Raw genomic sequence first — 21,319 nt, 5'->3', positions numbered from 1 at the left:
TTGTTCCTATTATGTTCTCAACGGAAGCGATTCGCAATCGTGCCTGTTCCCCTCCCCTCCAAAAAGGCGAAATCAGGCGTCCTTGCCGCCCGGCGTGTGGGCTCCGGGCATTGGCGGCACCGGCATCGGCGGCGCGTCCGCATCGTCCTCGTGGATCTCCACCAGGCCGCGCGCAACATGGCTCATCCGGAAACCGTAGGCGAAATAGACCACGAGGCCGATCGCGCCCCAGACCGGCAGGACCAGCTTGGCATCGAACGGCAGGTTCCAGAACAGCCCGAGCGTGCCGAGGATCGCGAGCGGCGCAACCACCCAGACGAGCGGAGTGCGGAACGGACGCGGCCTGTCGGGCTGCGTGCGCCGCAGGATCATCACCGCCAGCGCGACCATGAAGAAGGCGAAAAGCGTGCCCGAGTTCGAGATATCCGCCAGCTTGCCCACCGGCAGGAAAGCGGCAAAGAACGCGACGGCGACACCGGTGATCATCGTGACGATGTGCGGCGTTTTCCACCTCGGATGGATCGAGGCAAGCTTCTCGGGCAACAGGCCGTCGCGCGCCATCACGAAAAAGATGCGCGTCTGGCCGAACAGCATGATCAGGATCACCGACGGCAGCGCCAGGAAGGCGGCAAGGCCGATCAGGTTGCCGATCGCCGGATGCCCGATCTCGCGCAGGACGTGGGCAAGAGCCTCCTTCGAACAAACCAGCGGCTCCGATCCCATCGCGGCGAGCGACTGGCACCGCTCGGCAAAAGGCGTACTGCCTGGCGCGAGCAGTTCGCCGGCAGGACCGGTGATCGGCTGCGCGCCGAGCGTACCGATGGCTCCCGCCGCCACCAGCACGTAGAAAACGGTGCAGATGCCGAGGCTGCCGATGAGGCCGATGGGCACGTTGCGCTGCGGGTTCTTCGTCTCCTCGGCAGCGGTCGAGACCGCGTCGAAGCCGACGTAGGCGAAGAAGATCGAGGCGGCAGCACCCACCGCGCCGAAGCCGCGCTCGCTTCCGAACCAGCCGTTGGGCATCATCGGGTCGAAGTTCTGCCCCTGCAACATCGGGACGGTCAGCACCACGAAGACGCTGAGTGCCGTCACCTTGATCGCGACGAGGATGGCATTGACCCGCGCGCTTTCGGTCGTGCCGATCATCAGCAGCATCGTCACCAGCAAGGCGATGACGAGCGCAGGCAGGTTGATGAAGCCTCCGGGCGCGTAAGTCCCGACGGTGAGCGCGACGGGCAATTCTATCCCCGCATTGGCGAGCAGCCCGACGAAATAGCCCGACCAGCCCACCGAAACCGCGCTTGCCGCGACGGCATATTCGAGGATCAGCGCCCAGCCGACCATCCACGCCAGAAGCTCGCCCATCACCGCGTAGGTGTAGGTGTATGCGGAGCCGGATACGGGCACCATCGACGCGATCTCGGAATAGCAGAGCGCAGCCACAGCGCAGACCAGCGCGGCGATCACGAAGGACCACATCATCCCCGGTCCCGCTTTCTGGGCGGCTTCTGAGGTCAGCACGAAGATACCGGTGCCGATTATGGCTCCGACGCCCAGCAGGGTAAGCTGCACCGCGCCCAGAGTGCGGGTCAGCGATTTCTTCTCTGCGGTCGCGAGGATGGCATCGAGCGGCTTGATGCGGGCAAAGCTCATTTTCGGGTAATCCCTGCCCGGACGCGGACTGCCCGCCCCGAAGGCCAGATCATCGATCTATCGGCTTTTGCAATCCGCGCAATCGGGAAAATCGCGTCAGCCCAGGAGCCAGGGAAACAGGCCGAAGATCAGGATGAGGAATACCGCGAAGGGGGCAAGCCAGGCCACCAGCCCCCGCCACAACAGGAAGGCACCGCCGGTCAGCCCCGTCTGCGCCTCGATCAGCCGGCGATCCGCACGCCAGCCGGCGAAGATCGAAAGGCCGAGGCCGGCCAGCGGCAGCATGACCTTGCCGGTGAAGCCGTCGATCGTGTCGAGGATGTCGGTTTCGGCGAAAATGGCCCAGAAGCCGAGCAGGCGCACGTCGGACCAGGCCCCGTAGCCGAGGATGCACGCGACGCCGACGACGAACGATGCCAGCGCGACGATGACAGCCGCGGGCCTTCGCGCAATGCCGAACGTATCGATGGTCCACGCGACCGGCCCCTCGAGCAGCGAGATCGAACTCGTCAGCGCGGCGAAGAAGATGAGCAGGAAGAAGGCGAACCCGATCAACGCGCCCGCGGGCATCGTCTGGAACGCGATCGGAAGCGACTGGAAAATCAGTGCGGGTCCCGCGGACGGATCGAGCCCGGCGGTGAACACTATCGGAAAGATCATCAGCCCGGCCAGGATCGCGACCCCGGTATCGGCTGCGGCGATCATCCCTGCGGTCGGAGCAAGCTTGACGTCGCTGCCGACATAGGAACCGTAGGTGATCAGCGCCGCGGACCCGAGGCTGAGCGAGAAGAAGGCCTGGCCCAGCGCTTCATTGATTGCCGTCGGGGATAGGCGCGAGAAATCGGGGGTGAACAGGAACGCGAGCGCGCGCGCAAAATCACCGGTAAACGCACCGTAGATAGTGATGAGCACCAGCAGCACGAAGAATGAAGGCATCAGCCAGCTTGCCGCCTTCTCGATGCCGTCGTGGACGCCCACGGCCACGATACCGAGCGTCGTCGCCATGAACAGCGCGTGGAGCAGCAGCATGCGCCAGGGGCTGGCGAACAGTTCCCCCATCAGGCCGGTAACGGCCTCCTGCGGCTCTCCGACGTGCGCTCCCGCAAGCGGTGCGCCCGAGAACAGGCTGCCGAAGAAATCCGCGCCGGAGATGAAGACGAAGTTCAGCACCCATCCGGCAACGACCGAGTAGAACGAGAGGATCAGGAATGCGGCAAGGACCTCGCATCCTCCGAATATCGACCACTTTCGGCTGACCTTCGACTGTTCGGCAACGTCGGCGACCGATCCGATCGCGTTCGCATGCCCGCCGCCGGCGCGACCGAGCATGATTTCGACGAGGACCATCGGCAGGCCGATCAGTATCACGCAGACGACGTAGACGAAGACGAACGCGCCGCCGCCGTTCTCGCCCGCGAGCGTCGGAAACCGCCAGATGTTGCCGAGGCCGACAGCCGCGCCGATGGCTGCCAGCACGAACGCCGTCCGTGACGACCAGCCCTGCTCTCCACCCTGCGTTGCTGCAACCATGCCTGCCCGTTCCTTGCCAATTCCGGAAGAAGGGTGGGTAGCAAGTTCGTGCAGGGCGCGCGAGTGCCACGGTTTGCGCAATCCCCCGCCCCGGCTAAAAGAGCGCCATGTCCACGACCTTCCAGCTCGATTCCGCCACCAGCCGCGCCAACCCGACCCCCGCCCCGATGCGGCGGCTTACCGTTCCGGCAATCCGCGACCGCAAGCAGGATGGGAAGACCGAAGAACCGGTCGTCATGCTAACCGCCTATACGGCTCGGCAGGCACAGCTGCTCGACCCGCATTGCGACGTGCTTCTCGTCGGGGACTCGCTCGGTCAGGTGATCTACGGCCTGCCGTCGACGATACCCGTGACGCTCGAGATGATGGCGAACCACGCTGCCGCCGTGGTGCGCGGCAGCTATCACTCGGTCGTCGTCGTCGACATGCCGTTCGGCTCGTACGAGCAGTCGCCCGAGCAGGCGTTCGACAGCGCCGCGCGCCTTCTGAAGGAAAGCGGAGCGGCGGCGGTGAAGCTCGAAGGCGGCGAGGCGATGGCGGAAACCGTTTCGTTCCTGGTCAATCGCGGCATTCCCGTGATGGGCCACGTCGGCCTCACACCGCAGGCGGTCAACGTGCTGGGTGGTTACCGGGCGCGCGGTCGCAGCGACGCCGAGGCGGAAAAGATCGTTGCGGACGCCGTAGCGCTCGAACAGGCCGGCGCATTCGTGGTCGTGGTCGAAGGGGTGGTCGAACCCATCGCGATCGAGGTGACCGAGACGGTTTCGTGCGTCGTCATCGGCATCGGCGCCTCGGCGAAATGCGACGGGCAGGTCCTCGTGACCGACGACATGCTCGGAATGTTCGAGCGCGTTCCCCGCTTCGTCAAACGCTATGCCGACATGGCCGAACTCGTGTCCGATACGGCTGCAAAGTATGCCGAGGAAGTCCGCGCACGGACCTTTCCGGGCCCGGAGCAGACCTATCAGCCGAAACGCTAGTCTGCGACTTCGGAAGGCGGATTGAGCCGGGATGCGATGACGGCTGCGACCATCATCTGTATGAGATGATAGGCTAGCAGCGGCAACAGCACGATCCCGGCAAGCGCGGCGGGAAACAGGACCGTGGCCAGCGGCGCTCCCATCGCGATGCTTTTCTGGGCACCGCCGAACAGGAAGGAAATCCGCTTCTCGCGCGCTAGGCCGACCAGTCCGCCGACAGTCCACGCACCGGCATGGGCAAAGGCCAGCAGGACCGCGACGCCCGCGAGAATGGCAGCCCACGCCTTCGCGCTTACACTCGTCCACACGTCCTGTTCGACCGCGCCTGAAAAGGCGACGTAGACGGCAAGTCCGATCACCCCGCGATCGAGCAGCCCGATCAGCTTGCGATGATCCTGTACCCAGCTTCGCGTAAAGCCCTGCAATCCCTGACCGAGCAGGAACGGAAGAAGCAGGATCACCAGAATCTTGACGATGACATCGCCGGCAAGGCCCGCTTCCGAATTCCCCGCGAGCAGCGAGAAGAGCGGAGCGCTAACGAAGACGCCTGCGATATTGAGCAGGGCCGCCGCGATCACCGAACTCGCCACGTTGCCTCCCGCGATGGAACTGTAGACCGTGGCGGACTGCACGGTGGAAGGCAGCACGCCGAGGAACAGGAAGCCAAGCGCAACGTCGGCGGGCGCCAGTCCGGCGATGCCCTTCCATACGATCCAGCCCGCCAGCGTCATCGCGCCGAAAACCCAGAAAACCAGCGGGACCAGGAAGACATGATCGCCGAGCCCTTCGATCACGTCCCGGCGGGGCAGTCTGAGGCCGTAGAGGAAGAAGAGCATGAACACGGCAACATTCGCGACGCCATGCGCTAATTCGAGGCCTCGGCCGGTGACAGGCAACACCGACGCGAGCAGGATCATCCCGAGGATCAGTCGTATCAGCGGATCGATTCTGCGAAATATGGACAAGGAACCGGACGGCCCGTTCAAGCGAAAGGATTGATCCCGCTAGCCTCACGGGACGGCGATTGTCGAGGGCGCGCTTCAGCCTCGCTGCTTGCCGAGCAGCAGCCGTCCTTCTGCAATCAGAGAATTGTCCCCCATCATTGCGCGCGCTTTCGCAAGCAACGCGCCCGCCTTTGCCTCGCTGCCACCGGTTGCGGCCAGGGCCAGCCCCCAGTTCTGCGCGGCGACAGGGTTTGCAGGCTGCATTCGATAGGCTTGCCGTGCCGCCTGCTCCGCCCCTTCGGCATCGCCGGTTCGCAAACGCGCGAGCGACAGGTTTCCAAGCGTGGTGACGTCTTCTTCGCCGTTCGCGGCAAGGTACTCGAAAAGCTGGCGCGCCCGGTACCATCGACCGAGTTCCATCGCCATCTCCGCAGACAGTCTCGCTGCCACCCGGCTTTGCGGATTGGCGCGCAGGTAATCCTCGGCGAGCCGCGCCGCATCGGACGTCTCGCGCAGCGACAGATGCGCCGCCGCCATCTTCAGCATCAATGCCTCGGGCAACCTGATCCGGGCCGCCAGGTCGTAGCGTTCCAGCGCGCCTTTCCCGTCCCCCAGCGCCAGCCGTGCGTCGCCTGCGCGGACCTGAATGTCGTAATTGCCGGGCGCCATGGCGCGATAGCGTTCCGCAGCCGTCGAAGCCTCAACCAGTCTGCCTTGCGAGACCAGTTCGCCGATCTCGGAGGATGCGGCTGTCAGCGGGAGCTGACCGGATCGCACAGAAGCAGCCCGGTCGAGATAGCTGGCGGCGCGGGAGCGGTCGCCAAGCTGCTCGAACGCTCGTCCCATCAGCGTGAGCAGGTACGGTCGGGCCGCCTCGTGGTCGGCAAAATCGCCGAACCGCCGGACCAGCTGCCGGTAGTCCCCGGCCCGGAACAACGTCCGCGCCAGCAGGACCTGTGCGTTCGCATTGGCCGGCTGTTCTCGGAGCAGCTTCTCGAAAGCTTCGCGCGCCAGCACGTGATTGCCAGCGCGAAGCTCAAGGATGCCTTGCAGGAGTATTGCTCCGGGAAGGTCCTCGAGCCGATTGCCGGTCTTGAGCAGCAGTTTTCGGGCCAGTTCGTTCCGGTCGGCGCGGGCGGCCATGACCGCCTGCAGGTAATAGGCGCGCGCATTGCCGGGATCGATCTCGAGGATCTTGCGGGTCGTCGTCAGCATTTCGCGGGCACGTCCGAGATCGCCCAGAGTGGCGGCATATTCGACAAGGACAGAAATGTCGTTCGGCGAGCGTTCGAGAGCCGCTTCGAACCACGGCAAAGCGGCCTTCAGACCGTGCCGGTCGCGCACTATCTGGCCCGAAAACTCGAGCGCTCGCACATTGTCCGGATCGAGGGCAAGGGCCGTGTCCGCCGCTTCCAGCGCCAGCATGTGCTCGCCGCCTTCGTAGCGTAGTCGGCCGATTTCTACCCACATGGTTGCATTGGCGGGATCGATCGCGACCGCCTTGTCATAGGCTTCCCCGGCTTTTTCGAGATTATTCTCGATCCGCTCGAGCCTTGCGATCACCCGATAGCCGAGCGCGCGGGTTGCAGGGGAGAACCGCTCTCCTTCGAGCCACTCGCCAGCGCGGCGCAATTCGCCCTGATCGATCAGCGCATCGCCCATCAGCGCCGCGACGTCCTCGCGGGATGCCCCTTGGGCAAGCGCCTTCCGCAGGCGCACCTCGGCCCCGATGGCATCGCCCGACAGCAGGTCTGCCCTTGCGCTCGCGATCAGCGAAGCTGCTTCGCGGGGCGGCTCTGCTATGGCTCCGGTCGCGACAAGCAGTCCTAGCCCCAGGCACAAGGCCGACAGGGCGGCGCCGAGGCGCTGGCTCCATCCGGATCGACGGTCAGGCGTGCAGGTCATACTGCTTGAGCAGGTCGTAAAGCGTCGGCCTGCTGATGCCGAGCATCTTTGCCGTGCTCGAAATATTGCCCTCGCTTCGCGCCAGGGCATGGCGGATCACCTTCCTATCGGAGGTTTCGCGGGCTGACTTGAGGTTCAGCGCATTGAGCACTTCCTCTTCCGGATTGTCGAGATCGAGATCGGCGGCGGACACGAGTTTCTCGTCGGCCATGATCACCGCGCGCTTCACCCGGTTTTCCAGTTCGCGGACATTGCCCGGCCATTCCCACGAATCGATCGCGGCCAGCGCCTCGCTGGAAAAACCGCGGACCTTCGGGTTCATTTCCTTTGCGAACCGTGAAAGGAAGACCTTGGCGAGCAGCGTGGCATCGCCGGGACGTTCGGAAAGGCTCGGTATCTTGACGACGATTTCGGCCAGCCGGTAGTAAAGGTCCTCGCGGAAGCGGCCATCGGCGATCATCGTTTCTAGGTCCTGATGGGTCGCGCAGACGACCCGCGTATCGACCGGGATCGAGGACCGCGATCCGATGCGTTCGATCACGCGCTCCTGCAGGAAGCGCAGGAGCTTCACCTGCAGTTGCAGCGGGATGTCGCCGACTTCGTCGAGGAAGAGCGTGCCGCCGTTGGCCTGCTCGATCTTGCCTTCGGTGGTCTTCACCGCGCCGGTGAAAGCTCCCTTCTCGTGCCCGAAAAGTTCGCTTTCGAGGAGGTTTTCAGGGATTGCGGCGCAGTTGATCGCCACGAAGGCGCCTTCTGACCGGTCGCTCGCGTCGTGCAGTCCGCGGGCGAGCAATTCCTTGCCGGTGCCGCTTGCACCCAGCAGCATGACCGAGACGTTGGTGTTCGCCACGCGCTCGACAGTGCGGGCGACCTTCACCATTTCCGGGGCCGCAGTGACCATCCGGCCGAGTACCCGGTCGTTCTTGCCGGCCTCGGCCGCCAGCTTGCGGTTCTCGTCCTCGAGCCGGTGCAACTGCAGGGCGCGCCGCACGATGAGGCCGATCGCCTCGATGTCGACGGGCTTCTGGTAAAAGTCGTAGGCGCCTCTGGCGATCGCCTGCAGCGCGCTTTCCTTCGCGCCGTGCCCGGTGGCGACGACGACCTTGGTGTCCGGCTTGATCGCCATGATCTCGTCGAGGATCGCGAAACCCTCGCTGGTGCCGTCGGGATCGGGCGGCAGGCCGAGGTCGAGCGTGACCACCGGCGGGGCATCGTGTCGCAGGGCTGCAAGGGCTGCTGCGCGGTCGCCCGCGATAGTCACGTCGAAATCGTCGTAGGCCCACTTGAGCTGAGCCTGCAGGCCCGGATCGTCTTCCACGACGAGGAGCTTGGGTTTGCTGTCGCTCATTAGGCCACCTTCTGGTCTGTACTTGCAAAATTCTCGTAAAGCCCCGTCGCCGCCGCCAGCGGCAAACGGATTGCGAAACGCGAGCCGAGGCCTTCGCGCGATTCCACCTCGAGACGCCCCCGCATGGCCCTGACGAGTTCCCGAGCCTCGAAAGCCCCGATCCCGAAACCACCGGACTTCGTCGAAACGAACGGCTTGAACAGGCGCGAACGGACGAATTCGGGGGACATCCCGCAACCGGAATCGACGATCTCGATCCTGCCATGCAGTCCGTCTGCCGTCAGCGCCACGAACACCGGGCTGTCCGGCTCGCTGGCGTCGATCGAATTCTGGATGAGGTGCACCAGCACCTGCTCCAGCGATTCCGCATGGGCCGTCACCGTGCACGGCTGGCATTCGGCGACCATCACGGGATGGTTCCTCGCAAGCCGCCCGACGACCTCGTGTATGAGGTCCGCCGCCTCCACTTCGGTGAGAGCCTCGATCTGGCCTCCGCGATAACGCGAAAGGCGGGCGATGAGGTTGTTCAGCTTGTCAGCCGAATTGCGGAGCGTGAGGAGCATGTCGTCGCGAAACTCCTTCTTGTCCGCGTGCAGCTCGGCATTGCGGGCAAGCAGGCTGAGCTGGCTGGCGAGGTTCTTGATATCGTGCATCACGAAGGCGATGCGCCGGTTGAAATCGTCGAACCGGCTGGCCTCGGCGAGCGCATCCTGGCTCGAATTCTCGGCTAAGTAGGTCGCCAGCTGCTGGCCGACCACGCGCAGGAGGTCGAAGTCCTCCCAGTCGAACTTGCGTTTCATCGGCGGCCTGGCGAGCACGACCATGCCGACAAGCCTGTCGTAGTGGATGAGCGGTACGAGTGCCCAGGCTCGCGGATGGTCGCGAAGCCAGGCTGGCACCTCGATCTCGGCGTGCGCTTCTCCGGTCCGCACTTCGTCGAGATCGGCGATGTAGCCCTCGCGCTCGAAGAACGAGACCGCGCGAAGCGGGAGCGCCGTCGCCGGGACCTCGATTTCCGGCCATTGCCAGCGTGCCGCCAGAGCAAGGTCGCCCTGTTCGTCGACAGTGAGGAGCAGGCCTGCCGGGGCCTCCGCAATGTCGGCAACCGACTGCACGATGCGCTCTGCCAGCGGCGAGGCGCTGTCCCCGTGGTTGCTCAGCGTCCGGGTGAAACGAAGCCACTCGGACCGGTAGTCGTAGCGGTGCTGAAAGAGGTGCTTCGCAAGCGTGACCTTCAGCCAGCCGCGCACGCGCTTCGATGGCAGTACGAGCATGGCCGCCACGCTGGCAATGGTCAGGAACGCCAGCTCCATCAGCTTTGCGAAGTCGCCGCCGACATATGCCAGCCATTGCGCCACCGCGACCATCGCGACGAGATATATGCCGATGACGAGCAGCGAGAAGGTCTGGAACGTCACCGCCCGCGACGGCCGGAGCCTCACCCCCTCGCGGTCGCGGCTGACGCCGATACCAAGCAGCAGCACGAGCGCGAGGACCGAAAGCCCCCGCAGCGAAGCGATCTCGGCCGGCCAGTTTCCGCTCAGGTACGCGATCGTGTAGAGGTTGAGGTCGAATGCGCAGACTGCGGCAAGGCCAGATGCAGGCCAGCGCAGCGATGCGCGCGACTGGCGCGAGGCGCCAGCATACAGGTTGTGGACGAGGACCAGCGCACCCACTGTCACGAGCAGCCGGATCATCACGTCGAACTGGAGCGCGATCGCTTCAGCCTGCACGTTGAGCACGACCCGGTCGAGCAAATAGGACACGGCCAGGTGCAGGAATTCGACGAAGGCCAGCGATACCACAACCGGCCGGATCGGCGCGAGACTGGTGTGCCTGCCGTCGCTTGCGAAAAGCCGGTAGATGACCAGCAGCCACGCGAGGTTGCGAACCGATTCGAGCAATCCGGCAGCCATCGTTCCGCGACCGATCGCCGCTTCGGCAAGACACCAGATCGCGGTGATCAGCAATGCGATCACGATCGACGAACCGGCTTTTCCGAACCTCTCGCGTCGGGGATAGAGCCAGGCAGCCACTGTCGCGGCACAGATCGCGCCCGTCACGTAGAGCGCGAAGCCCACAAGGTACCAGAGGCCGTCGAAGATCTCGGGCATCAGCGCGCTCCGTCGTTCCAGAGGATCACGCGCAGCGTCTGCAGCAGGATCAGGAGATCGAGGAAGGGCGTGTAGTTCTTGGCGTAGTAGAGATCGTACTCGAGCTTGTGACGCGAATCTTCCATCGACGCGCCGTAGGGGTAATTGATCTGCGCCCAGCCGGTGATGCCGGGTTTGACCATGTGCCGTTCGGCATAATAGGGCAGTTGCTGTTCGAGATCGGACACGAACTCCGGCCGCTCCGGACGCGGTCCAACGAAGCTCATCTCGCCCTTCAGGACGCTCCATGCCTGGGGCAGCTCGTCGATCCGGACCTTGCGGATGAACTTGCCGATGCGGGTCACGCGCGGATCGTCCTTCGTGGCCCACTGTGCCCCGGCCGCTTCGGCGTCGGTGCGCATCGAACGCAGCTTGATAAGCTCGAAATCCTGGCCGAACAGGCCGACGCGGGTCTGCTTGAAGAATGCCGGCCCCTTGCTGTCGAGCTTCACAAGCAACGCGAACAGCGCGATAACCGGTCCCGTCGCGACGAGCAGCAACGCGCTTGCGCTCACGTCGAACAGGCGCTTGGCAACGCTCGACACCGCCCGACCCGACGAGAAGCCATCGGAGAATATCAGCCAGCTGGGGTTCACGGTGTCGAGATCGACACGACCGGTTTCGCGTTCGACGAAGCTGGAAAAGTCGTTCACGTGGACGCCGGTCGTCTTGATGCGAAGCAGGTCCTTCAGCGGAAGCGAATTGCGTCGCTCCTCGATCGCGAGCACCACTTCGCTTACTCCCAGGTTCTCAACGAACCGCGTGAGATTGCTGATCGCTCCGCGGGCAATGGCTTCCTCGACGACAAGGTGGCTCTCGTTCATGGCAATGTAGCCGACGATCGCAAAGCCGCTTTCGGGCCTTTCGCCCAGCTCTCGCAACCGCTGGGCACGGGTTCCGGCACCGAGCACGAGGACCCGTCGACGGAAGGCCGACGTTCCGAGCAGCCCGCCAAGGACAAGACGGTTCAGCATCAGGAAGATGATCGCGAAAGCCATGCTGTAGGCGAGGGTCGACCGCCAGAAATTCTGTTCGCCGAGCAGGAAATCAAGGAATGCCAGCGCGATCACGCCAAGCGAGATCGCGACGAGAAGCCGCGCCCCGGCATAACGCATCGACCGCAGAGCATCTGCTCCGTAGACGCCGACCGAGACCATGGCGGTGACCATCATCGCGGCAAACGCGCCGTGAAGCGCGAGACGGTCTGCGAAAGGCCCCGCGACCATGCCGATCTGGCTGGCGCGAAGTTGCCACGACGCCTCGCCGGCCCCGACCAGGAGGAGGACGTCCACCAGCCACAGCAGCACGACGGCGTGCGGGATATAGTGCTTGAACAAGCGGATCATTTCGCGCTTTGGCCCTCCAGCCCGGTGACCCGGGAATCCGGCCTTAGGGAAAAGGCGTAAAATGTCGGTAAATCTGACAGCGTTGTCAGAAGACTTTTCGCTTTTTCCATTCTTTCGCGGCAGGATTGTCGGAAGATTTGACACCTCTCGCGCCCGGTCGCTTTCCGGTACGTGGAGTCCGGCAACCTGGAATTAACCCTGTTGCGATGCGCACGCTTTAACGCTTGCGCGGTATCGGGTCGTCATGGCCCGTGTCGCTCCCGCTCCTGCGCTCAATGCGAAGGTATATCGCCATTTCGCGATCGTTACGCTCGTGATCACGGCAAGCCTCGCGCTCTTCGCCGACGGCGAGAAGCGGGAAGCGATTGCCGACCGGGTCGCCGAACGCGAGGCAAAGACGGAGTTGCAGCGAGCCGATCACGAACGGCAAGGCGGAAAGACCGGCCGCAAGGGCTTCGAATTCCGGACCGACCGGGCGCCGACCGGATCCTTCGGCACCGACGAGATGATAGGCGCGCCCACGAGTTATGTGGGGGGCGGTAGCCAGGCGAGCGCCCCGCCGATGCCCAGCGACATGGCGCTGCCTGTCGCACCCGCGGCCGCATCGGGCGATGCTCCGCGCATACCTCCCCCGCCCCCGGGAATGTCCGCCGAGGAGTATCGCAAGCGGCTGGAGGAAGCGCGCAAGAAGGCAGCCCAGCGTGCGGACAAGATGTCGCCCCGCGAAGTGGAACAGATGATCGAGGCGTCGCGCCGGCGCACGGGCGAAGCGGAGGTCGAGGAAAGCTGGTTCTAGATGGCCACGGGGCCTGTCACTTCGGCATCAGCCGAAGCGCGGTGAGCGTCAGGGCTTCCGCCCCTGCCCCGATCACAGCCTCTGCGTCGGGAGCCCAGAAGGGGCTGTGCAGCGAAGGTATCGGGTCCCCGCCGTTCGCGGCTTCGCTCAACCGTTCGGCCGGAGTTCCGCCCACCCAGAAAATGAACGACTCGATCGAATCCTCGTCCGCGCGCCTGAACTCGCCGAAATCCTCGCCGCCCATGACCGGCGGCACGGTACGCACGCGATCCTCGCCCATGTTCTGTGAAAGGTGCGCCATGGTCTGCTCGGTGAATACCGGGGAATTCCAGGTCGCGCGAGTGTAGGGTTCCTTCACGGACACCTCGGGCATCAGATCGTCCGGCATCCCCGCTGCCATCGCCTCGCCCCGTGCAATCCGGCGGATGCCGTCGAGAAGCTTCCTGCGCGTCGCGTCCGAGTAGCTGCGAACCGTCAATTGCAGTCTGGCCTCGTCCGAAATGATGTTGTGCTTCGTCCCGGCATGGAAACTCCCGACCGTCACCACCACGGGATCGCTCGGATCGATTTCGCGGCTGGCCAGCGTCTGCAATTTCATGACGATTGCACTGGCGAGCACGATCGGATCCCTGGTGGTTTGCGGATAGGCGCCGTGCCCGCCCACTCCCTTTACGGTCACATCGACGCTGTCCACGTTGGCGAGCATCCATCCGGGCGCGGCACCGATCGTTCCGGCGGGAAGCTGCGGCGTGTCGTGGAAGGCAAGTGTGTAATCGGGCTTCGGAAACCGCTCGTACAAGCCGTCGGCGAGCATCTCGCGGGCCCCGAGGCCGAGTTCCTCAGCAGGCTGGCCGATCATGACCAGCGTTCCCGACCACTCGCCGCGCCGTTCCGCCATCTGTCGTGCCGTGGCGATCCAGCCGGTCATGTGCGTATCGTGTCCGCAGGCATGCATGATGCCGCTCTCGACGCCGGATTCCGGAACGCCCGTGCGGGTCGAGGCATAGGGTAGTCCGGTCTGCTCCGTAACCGGCAAGCCGTCCATGTCCGCGCGGATGAGGACGGTCGGACCGGGCCCGTTCCGCATCAACGCGACGATGCCGGTTCGTCCGACGCCCTCGGTCACTTCGAACCCCGCATCGCGCGCCGCCCTAGCCATCACACCGGCGCTGCGCTCTTCCTGAAAGCTGAGTTCAGGGTTGGCATGAAGATCGCGGTAGATCTCCATGAGGCCGGGCATGTCGTCGCGGATCGCCTCCGCGACCGTTTCGGCATTGGCCGTGAGGGGCAGGGAAAAGGCGGCCAGCGCCGCTGCAATGTCATGTGGCTTCATGCAAGGAGCTTAAGCAGGCTATGTGGCACCGGCAAGCATACTTTCGGGACACGCCGCGGGCTCCCGAGCGAAGAAAAGAGAAGGGAAAAGGGATGACGAATTATCGGCACATCGCATGTAGCCACGAGCCTCGAGCATAGGCGGAACGACCTTATAGAGGCCCAACACCGCAAGCGGCCCCGCAACGATGAGGAACAGGGAAATGCGCATGAGCGAACGCAGCTTGGGCTTTGGTTCGCTCCGAATTCCTGAAAGACTGGAATAGGCAAGAAGCAGTAAAACAAGCGAAAACGGTATTGCCAGTGCCGCGCCGGTGTCCAGTTTCGCCACCGGTCCCGCTGCGCCCAATACCGCAAAGAACCCGGTGAGCCACTCGATCCAGATAGCCGAAAGTGCTGCGGCAAGCAGTACCAGCACCGCCGCAAGTCCTATGCTGGACCTTCTGGAAACCTCATGCATGCTTGCCAGAGCCTACAATCGGGGTAGCGGCATTCGTCGCCAGAGCTCGTCCACTTTGCGACGAGCGTACCTCGAGAGCGAGTCCACCGCGAGGTCGATCAGTCCGTTCGCGAGATTCCGCACTCCGTCCTCGAAACGGTCTATCGCGCCCTGCTTCGCCCGCTCGGCGGCCTGCCTCGCCTTTTCGGAGTATTCGTCGATCGCCTTGGACAGGGATTCGGTCCATTTGTATTTCGCATCGAGCGCATCGAGAACGACGGCAACGCCTATTCCGACCGCTACCGCGACGATCAGAGGACCAAGCGCGAATGTTCCGATCACAGTGCCGACCGCCGCCGCCCCCGCCATCGCACCGACGCCGGCAGAAACGGCAACCTTCGTGATATCTGTCGCAATCGTTCCGAGGAGCTGGCCGAGTGTAGCGCGGTCGTTGAGCACGTAATCGGCGATGTTCCAGGCAGTCAGCAGGAAGATCGAAATAAAGGCTCCGCCCTTGGAAGCGGCTTTCACTCCTGCCTTGCCGATGCCGAACTTGACGACCTTGGCATTCTTCACCGAGTATTTCGTTCCAGTCAGGACTTTGCGCAATCCCGGCCTGCCCTTGAAGACCACATGGAGCTTGCCGCCATAGCGCTTGAAATAGACGCGGCCCAGCGGGGTGCCGAGGTCATTGGCAAGTTTAGTCAAGGTCGCGATGTCACCGGCAGCGGCGAAGTAGCTGGCGAGAAAGCGAGAACCTCCCCTGCCGTAGTCCGACCAGAACTTGTCTGCCTGGGCCTGCGTCATCCGACCGCTTGCGAGCTTCTCGGTCAGCCAGAGCCTGACCATCGAATCCTCGGAAAGAACGTAGACTTCTTCCTCTTTCGCCATGCCTGCCTCCGTTTGCCCTGACTCAGCATCGGCGCATTGCAAAGCGATTACAAGCGAGGCCGTCGCCCTTGGTGCCCCTGGCCCGACTCGAACGGGCACTTCCGAAGAAAAACGATTTTGAGTCGTTCGCGTCTACCGATTCCGCCACAGGGGCTCCCGGGCGCGCGTTCGTCTAGCCGCAGCAACCGGCGCGTTCAAGCCGCCGCGGGCGGCCGGCAACCGCTCAGGCCTTGAGCGCTCCGGCAAGGATCTTGTGAAGCCGCGTGTGCAGAGCATCGTTGCCCGCCAGCACCTGTGCATCGCAGATCGGCTGAGAGCGGCCGCGCCAGTCCGAAACGAACCCGCCGGCCTCGCGAACGAGGAGACAGCCGGCGGCAGTATCCCAGGGATTGAGCCCGCTCTCCCAGAAACCGTCGTACCGGCCCGCCGCGAGCCAGGCGAGGTCGAGCGCTGCCGATCCGTAGCGCCGGATACCGGCGACTTGCGGGCCGAGCGCCTGATATATCTTCATCCATTCCGGCAGGCTGCCGTGATCGGCGAAGGGAATGCCCGTCGCGATAAGGGATTCATCCAGATGGCGGCGCGCCGACACGCGCAGGCGACCATCGTGCAGCCATGCACCCCGGTTCTTCTCAGCCCAGAAGCTCTCGTCGGTGATCGGCTGGTAGACGATGGCGGCAACCACGTCGCCCCATCCCTTGCCGTCGAGCCGCGGCTCCTGCGCGGCAATCGAAACCGCGAAGTGCGGGATGCCGTGCAGGAAGTTCGTGGTGCCGTCGAGCGGATCGACGACCCAGCGCGGCTTGGTTTCGTCGCCCAGAATCTCGCCGGCCTCCTCCATTAGGAAGCCCCAGTCGGGGCGTGCCGCGAGCAATTCGTCATAGATAGTGCGTTCCGCCGCGCGATCGGCCTTCGAGACAAAATCGGAAGGTCCCTTGCGGGAAACCTGAAGATGCTCGATTTCACCGAAGTCGCGCCGCAACCGCTGCCCCGCCTTGCGCGCGGCTCGCTCCATCACGCGGATAAGTCCGGAAAGTGCCATCTGGATACGTACCGTTCGACTAGCGTTCAGTCCGCCTTGCGGACGTAGGTACGTTCGTAAACGTCAACGACGATGCGGGTTCCGCTTTCGATGTGCGGCGGGACCATCACCCGTATGCCATTGTCGAGTACGGCAGGCTTGTAACTGGATGACGCCGTCTGGCCCTTCACCACCGCATCGGCCTCGACGATGTCGGCCTCGACCTGGTCGGGAAGCTGAACGGAGATCGGCCGTTCATCGTACATTTCAAGCTGCACGGTCATACCGTCCTGCAGGAACGCGGCGGCATCGCCCAGCAAGTCGGTCGGAAGCTGGATCTGCTCGAAGGTCTCGGTGTCCATGAAGACAAGCTGGTCGTCGTCGGCGTAAAGGTACTGGAAGTCCTTGGTTTCGAGGTGAACCTTCTCGACCGTGTCGGCGCTGCGGAAACGCACGTTGGTCTTGCGACCGTCGATCAGATTCTTCATCTCGACCTGCATGTAGGCGCCACCCTTGCCCGGCTGGGTATGCTGCGTCTTGGCGACTTTCCAGATGCCGTTTTCGTATTCGAGAATGTTGCCGGGACGGATGTCCACGCCGCTGATTTTCATGGAGAGAACCTTTGATGCGAAAGAGCGATATTCGGGAAAGCCGCGCCCATAGCCCCTTGCCGCGCTGCTGGCAATCGCGCGGCCCGGGTGATAGCAGACGCGCCATAAAGAACGGGAAGAGCCTTGTCCTCGCCCTGGCAACATCGCTTGTCGCCGCGCCTGCCGCGGCGGTTCCCGGCGGCACGCTGGGCACCCTCGAAAAGGGCTGGTACGCGTGCGAGGCGCCCGGCGACGCCCTTGGACCGGCAGGCGATCGCATGCCCGAAGCAGACTTCAAGGTCGTCAGCGCATCGAGCTATCGTGCCGGGGGAACGCGCGGGACCTACCTACTTACCGGCGACCGCGTCGTGATGACGAGCGGGCCGTTCGAAGGTCGCAAGTTCCATCGCCAGTCGCGCGGCTTCTTGCGAGAAATCGACGGGTCGGGTGCGCCGGGCAGTATCCGGTGCATCCTCGGGACACGGAACAACCGCACGGCGGACTAGCTGCAGCGTCCGCACACTGACGTTCTCAGTAAACCCCGCCCTGCTCTTCCGCGAAATTCTTCGGTTCCTCGCTCGCGGACGCATTGCTCCGCGTGGCGGACTGCTGCGCCTGACGTCCGCGCCGGATCGCCGCGATCAGCGCATCGCGCTGCTGCGCGAATTCGTCGGCGGTCGACCGCTTGGGCTCGGTATCGGGCTGGAAAGCTTCCCAGATCACCGAGGCCTTCGGGTCCGAGCCGGGTTCCGCGCCGAAGACGCGCTTGCCGGTGCGCCGATCGATCTTGACCATGCGCACCCCTTCGGGAGCGATGAACGGCTGTGTTCGCCAGCGGTCCTTCGTTTCCTGGACCAGCTGCTTGAAGACGGGCGCGGCCAGCCGCCCGCCCTGAGCATAACCGCCCATCGAGCGCGGCTGGTCGAAGCCCAGATAGACACCTGACACGTATTTCTGCGAACCGCCGACGAACCAGACGTTGGTCGGCCCCGTGGTCGTACCGGTCTTGCCGAACAGGGGCAGGCCAAGGTCCCGAAGGACGACGGCGGTGCCGCGCGTCACCACGCCGGTGAGCATGTGCACGGTCTGGAATGCGGTGCGCGGGTCCATGACCTGCTTGCCGCGCGGTTCCAGGCGCGGCATCGGCTTGCCGTCCCATTCATCCATGTCGCACCCGACGCAGCGACGCGAATCCGCGCGCCAGATGACCTTCCCGTTCCGGTCCTGCACGTAGTCGATCAGCGTCGCATCGTACTGCACGCCCTGGTTGGCGAGCGCGGCATAGGCATTCACCATCCGCAGCACCGTGGTTTCGCCGGCGCCCAGCGCGAACGACAGGTAGGGCTTGTAATCGCCGATGCCGACGTTGCTGAACGTCTTGGTCACCCGATCCATGCCGGAATCGTTGGCGATGCGGACGGTCATGAGGTTGCGTGACTGTTCGAGGCCCCAGCGCATCGTGTGCGTGCCGCCTCCGCCCCCGCCGAAGTTCCTGAAACACTTCTGGCCGAGCGCTGCGCCCTGATAGACGCAGAACTGCCCGTCGAGGACCATCGAGGCAGGCGTCATGCCGGCTTCCAGACCCGTGGCGTAGACGAACGGCTTGATCGTCGATCCCGGCTGACGCATCGCCTGTGTCGCGCGGTTGAACGAACCTAGCCCGGAATCGAACCCGCCCTGGACCGCGACGACACGACCGGTGTCGACTTCCTCGACGACCATGCCTCCGGCAACTTCGGGGATCGTGCGCACCGCGTAGGACCCGCTTCCGGCCGGAGCCGCGGCTATGAGATCGCCCGTCCGCAGGCGATCCGGTATGTTGGTCAGGTCGTAACTCTCTCCATCGGCGAACCCGATCCGACCACGGTTTCCGTCGAGCGAAAGAACCACTCCCACGCGCCAGTCCTCGTAATCGACCGACTTGTTCGCCAGAATGACCTGCGATTGCCAGCGGTCGGGATCGAGATCCGTGATTCGGTCGATCGGACCGCGCCAGCCCTTGCCGGCATGATAGCGCAACAGCCCGGCCCGAAGCGCGTTGCGGGCCGCGCGCTGCATTTCGGTATCGAGCGACGTGCGCACCCAGAGTCCGCCGGCGTAGACACTGTTGTCGCCATCCTCGGCGGTCTCGCCGTAACGTTCGATAAGGCGGCGGCGCACTTCCTCGACAAAGTAGCCGCCCGCCGAATCGTACGATTCACTCTGGCGACGGATCAGGCCCAGCGGCTGGGCCTTGGCCGCATCCGCTTCGGCACGTGTCGCCCAGCCATTCTCGACCATCTGCTCGAGAACGTAATTGCGGCGTGCTATCGCAAGATCGGCGTGTTTGGCACGGCTGTAGCGTTCAGGCGCCTTCGGCAGGATCGCGAGGAACGCCGCCTCGTGAAGTTCGAGTTCCCCGACGTCCTTGCCGAAATAGGCTCGCGACGCGGCCTGCACGCCGAAGCTCTGGCGGCCGAGCGGGATTTCGTTGAGATAGAGCTCAAGAATCTGCTCTTTGGTGAGGACGCTTTCGATCCGCCGCGCAAGCACCATTTCCTTGAGCTTGCGCGTGACCGAGTATTCGTCGCCGATCAGGATGTTCTTGGCGACCTGCTGCGTGATCGTCGATCCGCCCTTGGCGCGCTGGCCCGATCCGAGTTTCGATACATAGTCGACCACGGCCCCGGCCAGACCGGTCAGGTCGACGCCGCCATGGCTCCAGAAGGTCTTGTCCTCGGCTGACAGGAACGCGTTGGTAAGAGGCTCCGGGAAGTCGACGAAGCGCAGCTGGACGCGCCGTTCGCGGGCGTAACTGTAGACAATCTCGCCGTCGATACCCCGCACCATCGTCGGCAGAGGAGGCTGATAATCGAGCAGCTTGTCGGCGGAGGGCAGGCTGCGCACGATTATGGTCCATGCGATTAGGAACACGACCACGAGGATGGCGGCAGCAATCAGCAGACGCCGCAGCCATTTGCGTTCGCGCCACATCCTCGCCAGACGCGAGGCCAGGCCGCTCGCTTCGCGGCGTACCTTGTAGCTTAAGTTTTCTTCGGCTTCTGAAGGTTCGCTCATGTCGTCGTGGTCTCTAGCACGGGGCTTTCGTCATAGGCCAGCGGTATGGAGCCTCAGCTGTCCGATCGGCGGGCGAAGTAGACGCGGATCGCCTGCGCGGCGGCCCGGGCAATCTCCGCCTGCCCTTCCTCCGACGTCAGATAGGCTTCGTCGGATGGATTGCTGATGAACCCGGTCTCGAAAAGGATCGAAGGCATGTCGGGTGCCTTCAGCACGCCGAAGGCGGCCGACTGCACTTGCTCGCGATGCAGCCTCACGGTTCCGCGCAGCTCGCGAAGAAGCAGCCGGGCGGCCTGCGCCGAACCGGTCTGCGTTTCACGCTGCGACAGGTCCAGAAGGATCGCGTCGACCGTGTCGTCGGTCCGGGTGAGCGATACCCCGTTCAGGGTATCCGCCGCATTTTCGCGCGCCGCCATCTTCTCGGCAGCTTCGGTCGACCCCTTTTCTGACAGTACGTAGACGCTTGCGCCCCGGGCGACGTTGCTGTCGACGCTGTCGGCGTGGATCGAGACGAAGAGGTCGGCGCCGAGCTTGCGCGCCATGGTGAAACGCTCCGCAAGCGTGAAGTACTGGTCGGTTTCGCGCGTCATCGCGACGCGGATGCCGCCATCGTCAAGCAGGATGTCCCGCACCTTCGAGGATATCTGGAGCGCAACCGTCTTTTCCCTTATGCTGCCCTTCCCCGATCCGGGGTCGTGTCCGCCGTGGCCGGCATCAAGCACCACCAGCGGCCGACGGGCGTCGCGCGGGCCGCGCACTTCGGGAAGCGCGGCATCCATGCCGGCGGGCGGGAGGTCAAGTCGCACCACGTATGCGTGCCCGCGTCCGGGCGTGCCGTACGTCGCATCGAGCCATATGGCGCCGGCGAGGACCGCAAGCGGCACCAGGAACAGAAACAGAAGCTGCAATTTTCGCGACATTTGCAGCGAGCGTTAGCGTCATGCCTTGGCGGCGCGCAAGAAACTTGCCGTTCAAATTTATGGATGCTAGGCATTTTTCGCCGGAGCCGACGAAGCTCTACCTCGAAACCGGACAGGGACCGGTCGAAGGAAGACATGGGGGCAAATCCATTCGTCGCCGCTCCGGAAAGAGTTATCCGGGAATACTCTTTCCCGACCCGAACCAGGTTGACGCGAACCATGAGAAGCCATTTGCCGCCCTGCAAGCCGCAACCCGCAAGGGTTCCGGCTCGAACGGCGCTTGGCGCTGCGTGCCCAGAATCGCCACGCTCTCCTGATTTCGCGGACACGAATTTATCCTCCGGAGCAAACTCCGGTTCCTACCACGCTTCCTTCCGCAACCCGGCGCCTCCGGCTGCCGCGCGTTCCGGCGGG

17 protein-coding genes and 1 tRNA gene are annotated in these 21,319 nt (G+C 64.1%); 3 read left to right on the top strand and 15 right to left on the bottom strand.

All coding sequences use genetic code 11. The features are described 5' to 3' along the window. Nucleotides 1-72: 72 nt before the first annotated feature. Entirely contained in the window at nucleotides 73-1,653 is a 1,581-nt protein-coding gene (locus tag FHS75_RS02070; protein ID WP_179406060.1) for an amino acid permease, read from the bottom strand. A 96-nt stretch (nucleotides 1,654-1,749) separates the two neighbouring features. Further along, on the bottom strand, nucleotides 1,750-3,183 hold the full coding sequence (locus FHS75_RS02065; RefSeq protein ID WP_179406059.1) for a sodium-dependent transporter: 1,434 nt from the start codon (nucleotides 3,181-3,183) through the stop codon (nucleotides 1,750-1,752). Between the two features lie 107 nt (nucleotides 3,184-3,290). On the opposite strand from FHS75_RS02065, the gene panB reads away from it, so the two are divergent. Continuing rightward, nucleotides 3,291-4,163 (top strand): 3-methyl-2-oxobutanoate hydroxymethyltransferase, encoded by an 873-nt coding sequence (panB, locus tag FHS75_RS02060; protein ID WP_179406058.1) that lies wholly within the window; start codon nucleotides 3,291-3,293, stop codon nucleotides 4,161-4,163. On the opposite strand, the gene FHS75_RS02055 is transcribed toward panB, so the two are convergent. The 5 genes from FHS75_RS02055 to FHS75_RS02035 form a co-directional block, all read right to left on the bottom strand. Continuing rightward, entirely contained in the window at nucleotides 4,160-5,128 is a 969-nt protein-coding gene (locus FHS75_RS02055) for a bile acid:sodium symporter family protein (RefSeq protein ID WP_229735462.1), read from the bottom strand. The genes panB and FHS75_RS02055 overlap by 4 nt on opposite strands. A gap of 75 nt (nucleotides 5,129-5,203) precedes the next feature. Continuing rightward, on the bottom strand, nucleotides 5,204-7,012 hold the full coding sequence (locus FHS75_RS02050) for a tetratricopeptide repeat protein (RefSeq protein ID WP_179406056.1): 1,809 nt from the start codon (nucleotides 7,010-7,012) through the stop codon (nucleotides 5,204-5,206). Then, nucleotides 6,996-8,360 carry a PEP-CTERM-box response regulator transcription factor gene (gene prsR / locus FHS75_RS02045; RefSeq protein WP_179406055.1) on the bottom strand — a complete coding sequence of 455 codons (1,365 nt, stop codon included), beginning with the start codon at nucleotides 8,358-8,360 and terminating at the stop codon, nucleotides 6,996-6,998. The genes FHS75_RS02050 and prsR overlap by 17 nt, the downstream gene beginning before the upstream one ends. Next, entirely contained in the window at nucleotides 8,360-10,474 is a 2,115-nt protein-coding gene (gene prsK / locus FHS75_RS02040; RefSeq protein ID WP_179406054.1) for an XrtA/PEP-CTERM system histidine kinase PrsK, read from the bottom strand. The genes prsR and prsK overlap by 1 nt, the downstream gene beginning before the upstream one ends. Next, the gene (locus tag FHS75_RS02035) at nucleotides 10,474-11,859 is read right to left on the bottom strand and encodes a TIGR03013 family XrtA/PEP-CTERM system glycosyltransferase (protein ID WP_179406053.1); all 1,386 of its coding nucleotides are present in this window, start codon (nucleotides 11,857-11,859) and stop codon (nucleotides 10,474-10,476) included. The genes prsK and FHS75_RS02035 overlap by 1 nt, the downstream gene beginning before the upstream one ends. A 244-nt stretch (nucleotides 11,860-12,103) precedes the next feature. Between FHS75_RS02035 and FHS75_RS02030 the strand changes: the two genes are divergently transcribed. Then, nucleotides 12,104-12,655, top strand: a complete 552-nt coding sequence (locus FHS75_RS02030) for a hypothetical protein (RefSeq protein WP_179406052.1) — start codon at nucleotides 12,104-12,106, stop codon at nucleotides 12,653-12,655. A 16-nt stretch (nucleotides 12,656-12,671) separates the two neighbouring features. Here the strand turns inward: FHS75_RS02030 and FHS75_RS02025 are convergent, their stop codons facing one another. From FHS75_RS02025 to efp, 6 genes are all read right to left on the bottom strand, one after another. Beyond that, nucleotides 12,672-13,988 (bottom strand): amidohydrolase, encoded by a 1,317-nt coding sequence (locus tag FHS75_RS02025; protein WP_179406051.1) that lies wholly within the window; start codon nucleotides 13,986-13,988, stop codon nucleotides 12,672-12,674. A gap of 18 nt (nucleotides 13,989-14,006) precedes the next feature. Further along, a complete protein-coding gene (locus tag FHS75_RS02020; protein ID WP_179406050.1) occupies nucleotides 14,007-14,447 on the bottom strand; it encodes a hypothetical protein in 441 nt (146 codons plus the stop codon). Nucleotides 14,448-14,459: 12 nt separating this feature from the next. Then, on the bottom strand, nucleotides 14,460-15,317 hold the full coding sequence (locus FHS75_RS02015; protein WP_179406049.1) for a hypothetical protein: 858 nt from the start codon (nucleotides 15,315-15,317) through the stop codon (nucleotides 14,460-14,462). A gap of 69 nt (nucleotides 15,318-15,386) precedes the next feature. Then, nucleotides 15,387-15,471: transfer RNA gene (locus FHS75_RS02010), tRNA-Leu, on the bottom strand. A gap of 69 nt (nucleotides 15,472-15,540) precedes the next feature. Next, the gene (locus tag FHS75_RS02005) at nucleotides 15,541-16,359 is read right to left on the bottom strand and encodes an inositol monophosphatase family protein (protein ID WP_179406048.1); all 819 of its coding nucleotides are present in this window, start codon (nucleotides 16,357-16,359) and stop codon (nucleotides 15,541-15,543) included. Nucleotides 16,360-16,385: 26 nt separating this feature from the next. Then, the gene (efp, locus tag FHS75_RS02000; protein WP_179406047.1) at nucleotides 16,386-16,949 is read right to left on the bottom strand and encodes an elongation factor P; all 564 of its coding nucleotides are present in this window, start codon (nucleotides 16,947-16,949) and stop codon (nucleotides 16,386-16,388) included. Nucleotides 16,950-16,963: 14 nt separating this feature from the next. Between efp and FHS75_RS01995 the strand changes: the two genes are divergently transcribed. Beyond that, on the top strand, nucleotides 16,964-17,434 hold the full coding sequence (locus FHS75_RS01995) for a hypothetical protein (RefSeq protein WP_229735461.1): 471 nt from the start codon (nucleotides 16,964-16,966) through the stop codon (nucleotides 17,432-17,434). A 25-nt stretch (nucleotides 17,435-17,459) separates the two neighbouring features. On the opposite strand, the gene FHS75_RS01990 is transcribed toward FHS75_RS01995, so the two are convergent. Next, nucleotides 17,460-19,985: a penicillin-binding protein 1A gene (locus FHS75_RS01990; protein ID WP_179406046.1), complete on the bottom strand. Its 2,526-nt coding sequence runs from the start codon at nucleotides 19,983-19,985 to the stop codon at nucleotides 17,460-17,462. Nucleotides 19,986-20,038: 53 nt separating this feature from the next. Beyond that, nucleotides 20,039-20,905 (bottom strand): N-acetylmuramoyl-L-alanine amidase family protein, encoded by an 867-nt coding sequence (locus FHS75_RS01985; protein WP_179406045.1) that lies wholly within the window; start codon nucleotides 20,903-20,905, stop codon nucleotides 20,039-20,041. Nucleotides 20,906-21,319 lie beyond the last annotated feature (414 nt).

The organism is Novosphingobium marinum (assembly GCF_013408095.1).
Taxonomy (GTDB): Bacteria; Pseudomonadota; Alphaproteobacteria; order Sphingomonadales; family Sphingomonadaceae; genus Novosphingobium; species Novosphingobium marinum.
The sequence above is the reverse complement of the archived record's forward strand: the minus strand, read 5'-3'. Positions and strand labels throughout refer to the sequence as shown.

Bases quoted from the DNA above. Each gene is read 5' to 3' on its own strand.
- FHS75_RS02070 (WP_179406060.1), bottom strand. From the start codon at position 1,653: ATGAGCTTTGCCCGCATCAAGCCGCTCGATGCCATCCTCGCGACCGCA.
- FHS75_RS02065 (WP_179406059.1), bottom strand. From the start codon at position 3,183: ATGGTTGCAGCAACGCAGGGTGGAGAGCAGGGCTGGTCGTCACGGACG.
- panB (WP_179406058.1), top strand. From the start codon at position 3,291: ATGTCCACGACCTTCCAGCTCGATTCCGCCACCAGCCGCGCCAACCCG.
- FHS75_RS02050 (WP_179406056.1), bottom strand. From the start codon at position 7,012: ATGACCTGCACGCCTGACCGTCGATCCGGATGGAGCCAGCGCCTCGGC.
- prsR (WP_179406055.1), bottom strand. From the start codon at position 8,360: ATGAGCGACAGCAAACCCAAGCTCCTCGTCGTGGAAGACGATCCGGGC.
- prsK (WP_179406054.1), bottom strand. From the start codon at position 10,474: ATGCCCGAGATCTTCGACGGCCTCTGGTACCTTGTGGGCTTCGCGCTC.
- FHS75_RS02035 (WP_179406053.1), bottom strand. From the start codon at position 11,859: ATGATCCGCTTGTTCAAGCACTATATCCCGCACGCCGTCGTGCTGCTG.
- FHS75_RS02030 (WP_179406052.1), top strand. From the start codon at position 12,104: ATGGCCCGTGTCGCTCCCGCTCCTGCGCTCAATGCGAAGGTATATCGC.
- FHS75_RS02025 (WP_179406051.1), bottom strand. From the start codon at position 13,988: ATGAAGCCACATGACATTGCAGCGGCGCTGGCCGCCTTTTCCCTGCCC.
- FHS75_RS02020 (WP_179406050.1), bottom strand. From the start codon at position 14,447: ATGCATGAGGTTTCCAGAAGGTCCAGCATAGGACTTGCGGCGGTGCTG.
- FHS75_RS02015 (WP_179406049.1), bottom strand. From the start codon at position 15,317: ATGGCGAAAGAGGAAGAAGTCTACGTTCTTTCCGAGGATTCGATGGTC.
- FHS75_RS02005 (WP_179406048.1), bottom strand. From the start codon at position 16,359: ATGGCACTTTCCGGACTTATCCGCGTGATGGAGCGAGCCGCGCGCAAG.
- efp (WP_179406047.1), bottom strand. From the start codon at position 16,949: ATGAAAATCAGCGGCGTGGACATCCGTCCCGGCAACATTCTCGAATAC.
- FHS75_RS01995 (WP_229735461.1), top strand. From the start codon at position 16,964: ATGCGAAAGAGCGATATTCGGGAAAGCCGCGCCCATAGCCCCTTGCCG.
- FHS75_RS01990 (WP_179406046.1), bottom strand. From the start codon at position 19,985: ATGAGCGAACCTTCAGAAGCCGAAGAAAACTTAAGCTACAAGGTACGC.
- FHS75_RS01985 (WP_179406045.1), bottom strand. From the start codon at position 20,905: ATGTCGCGAAAATTGCAGCTTCTGTTTCTGTTCCTGGTGCCGCTTGCG.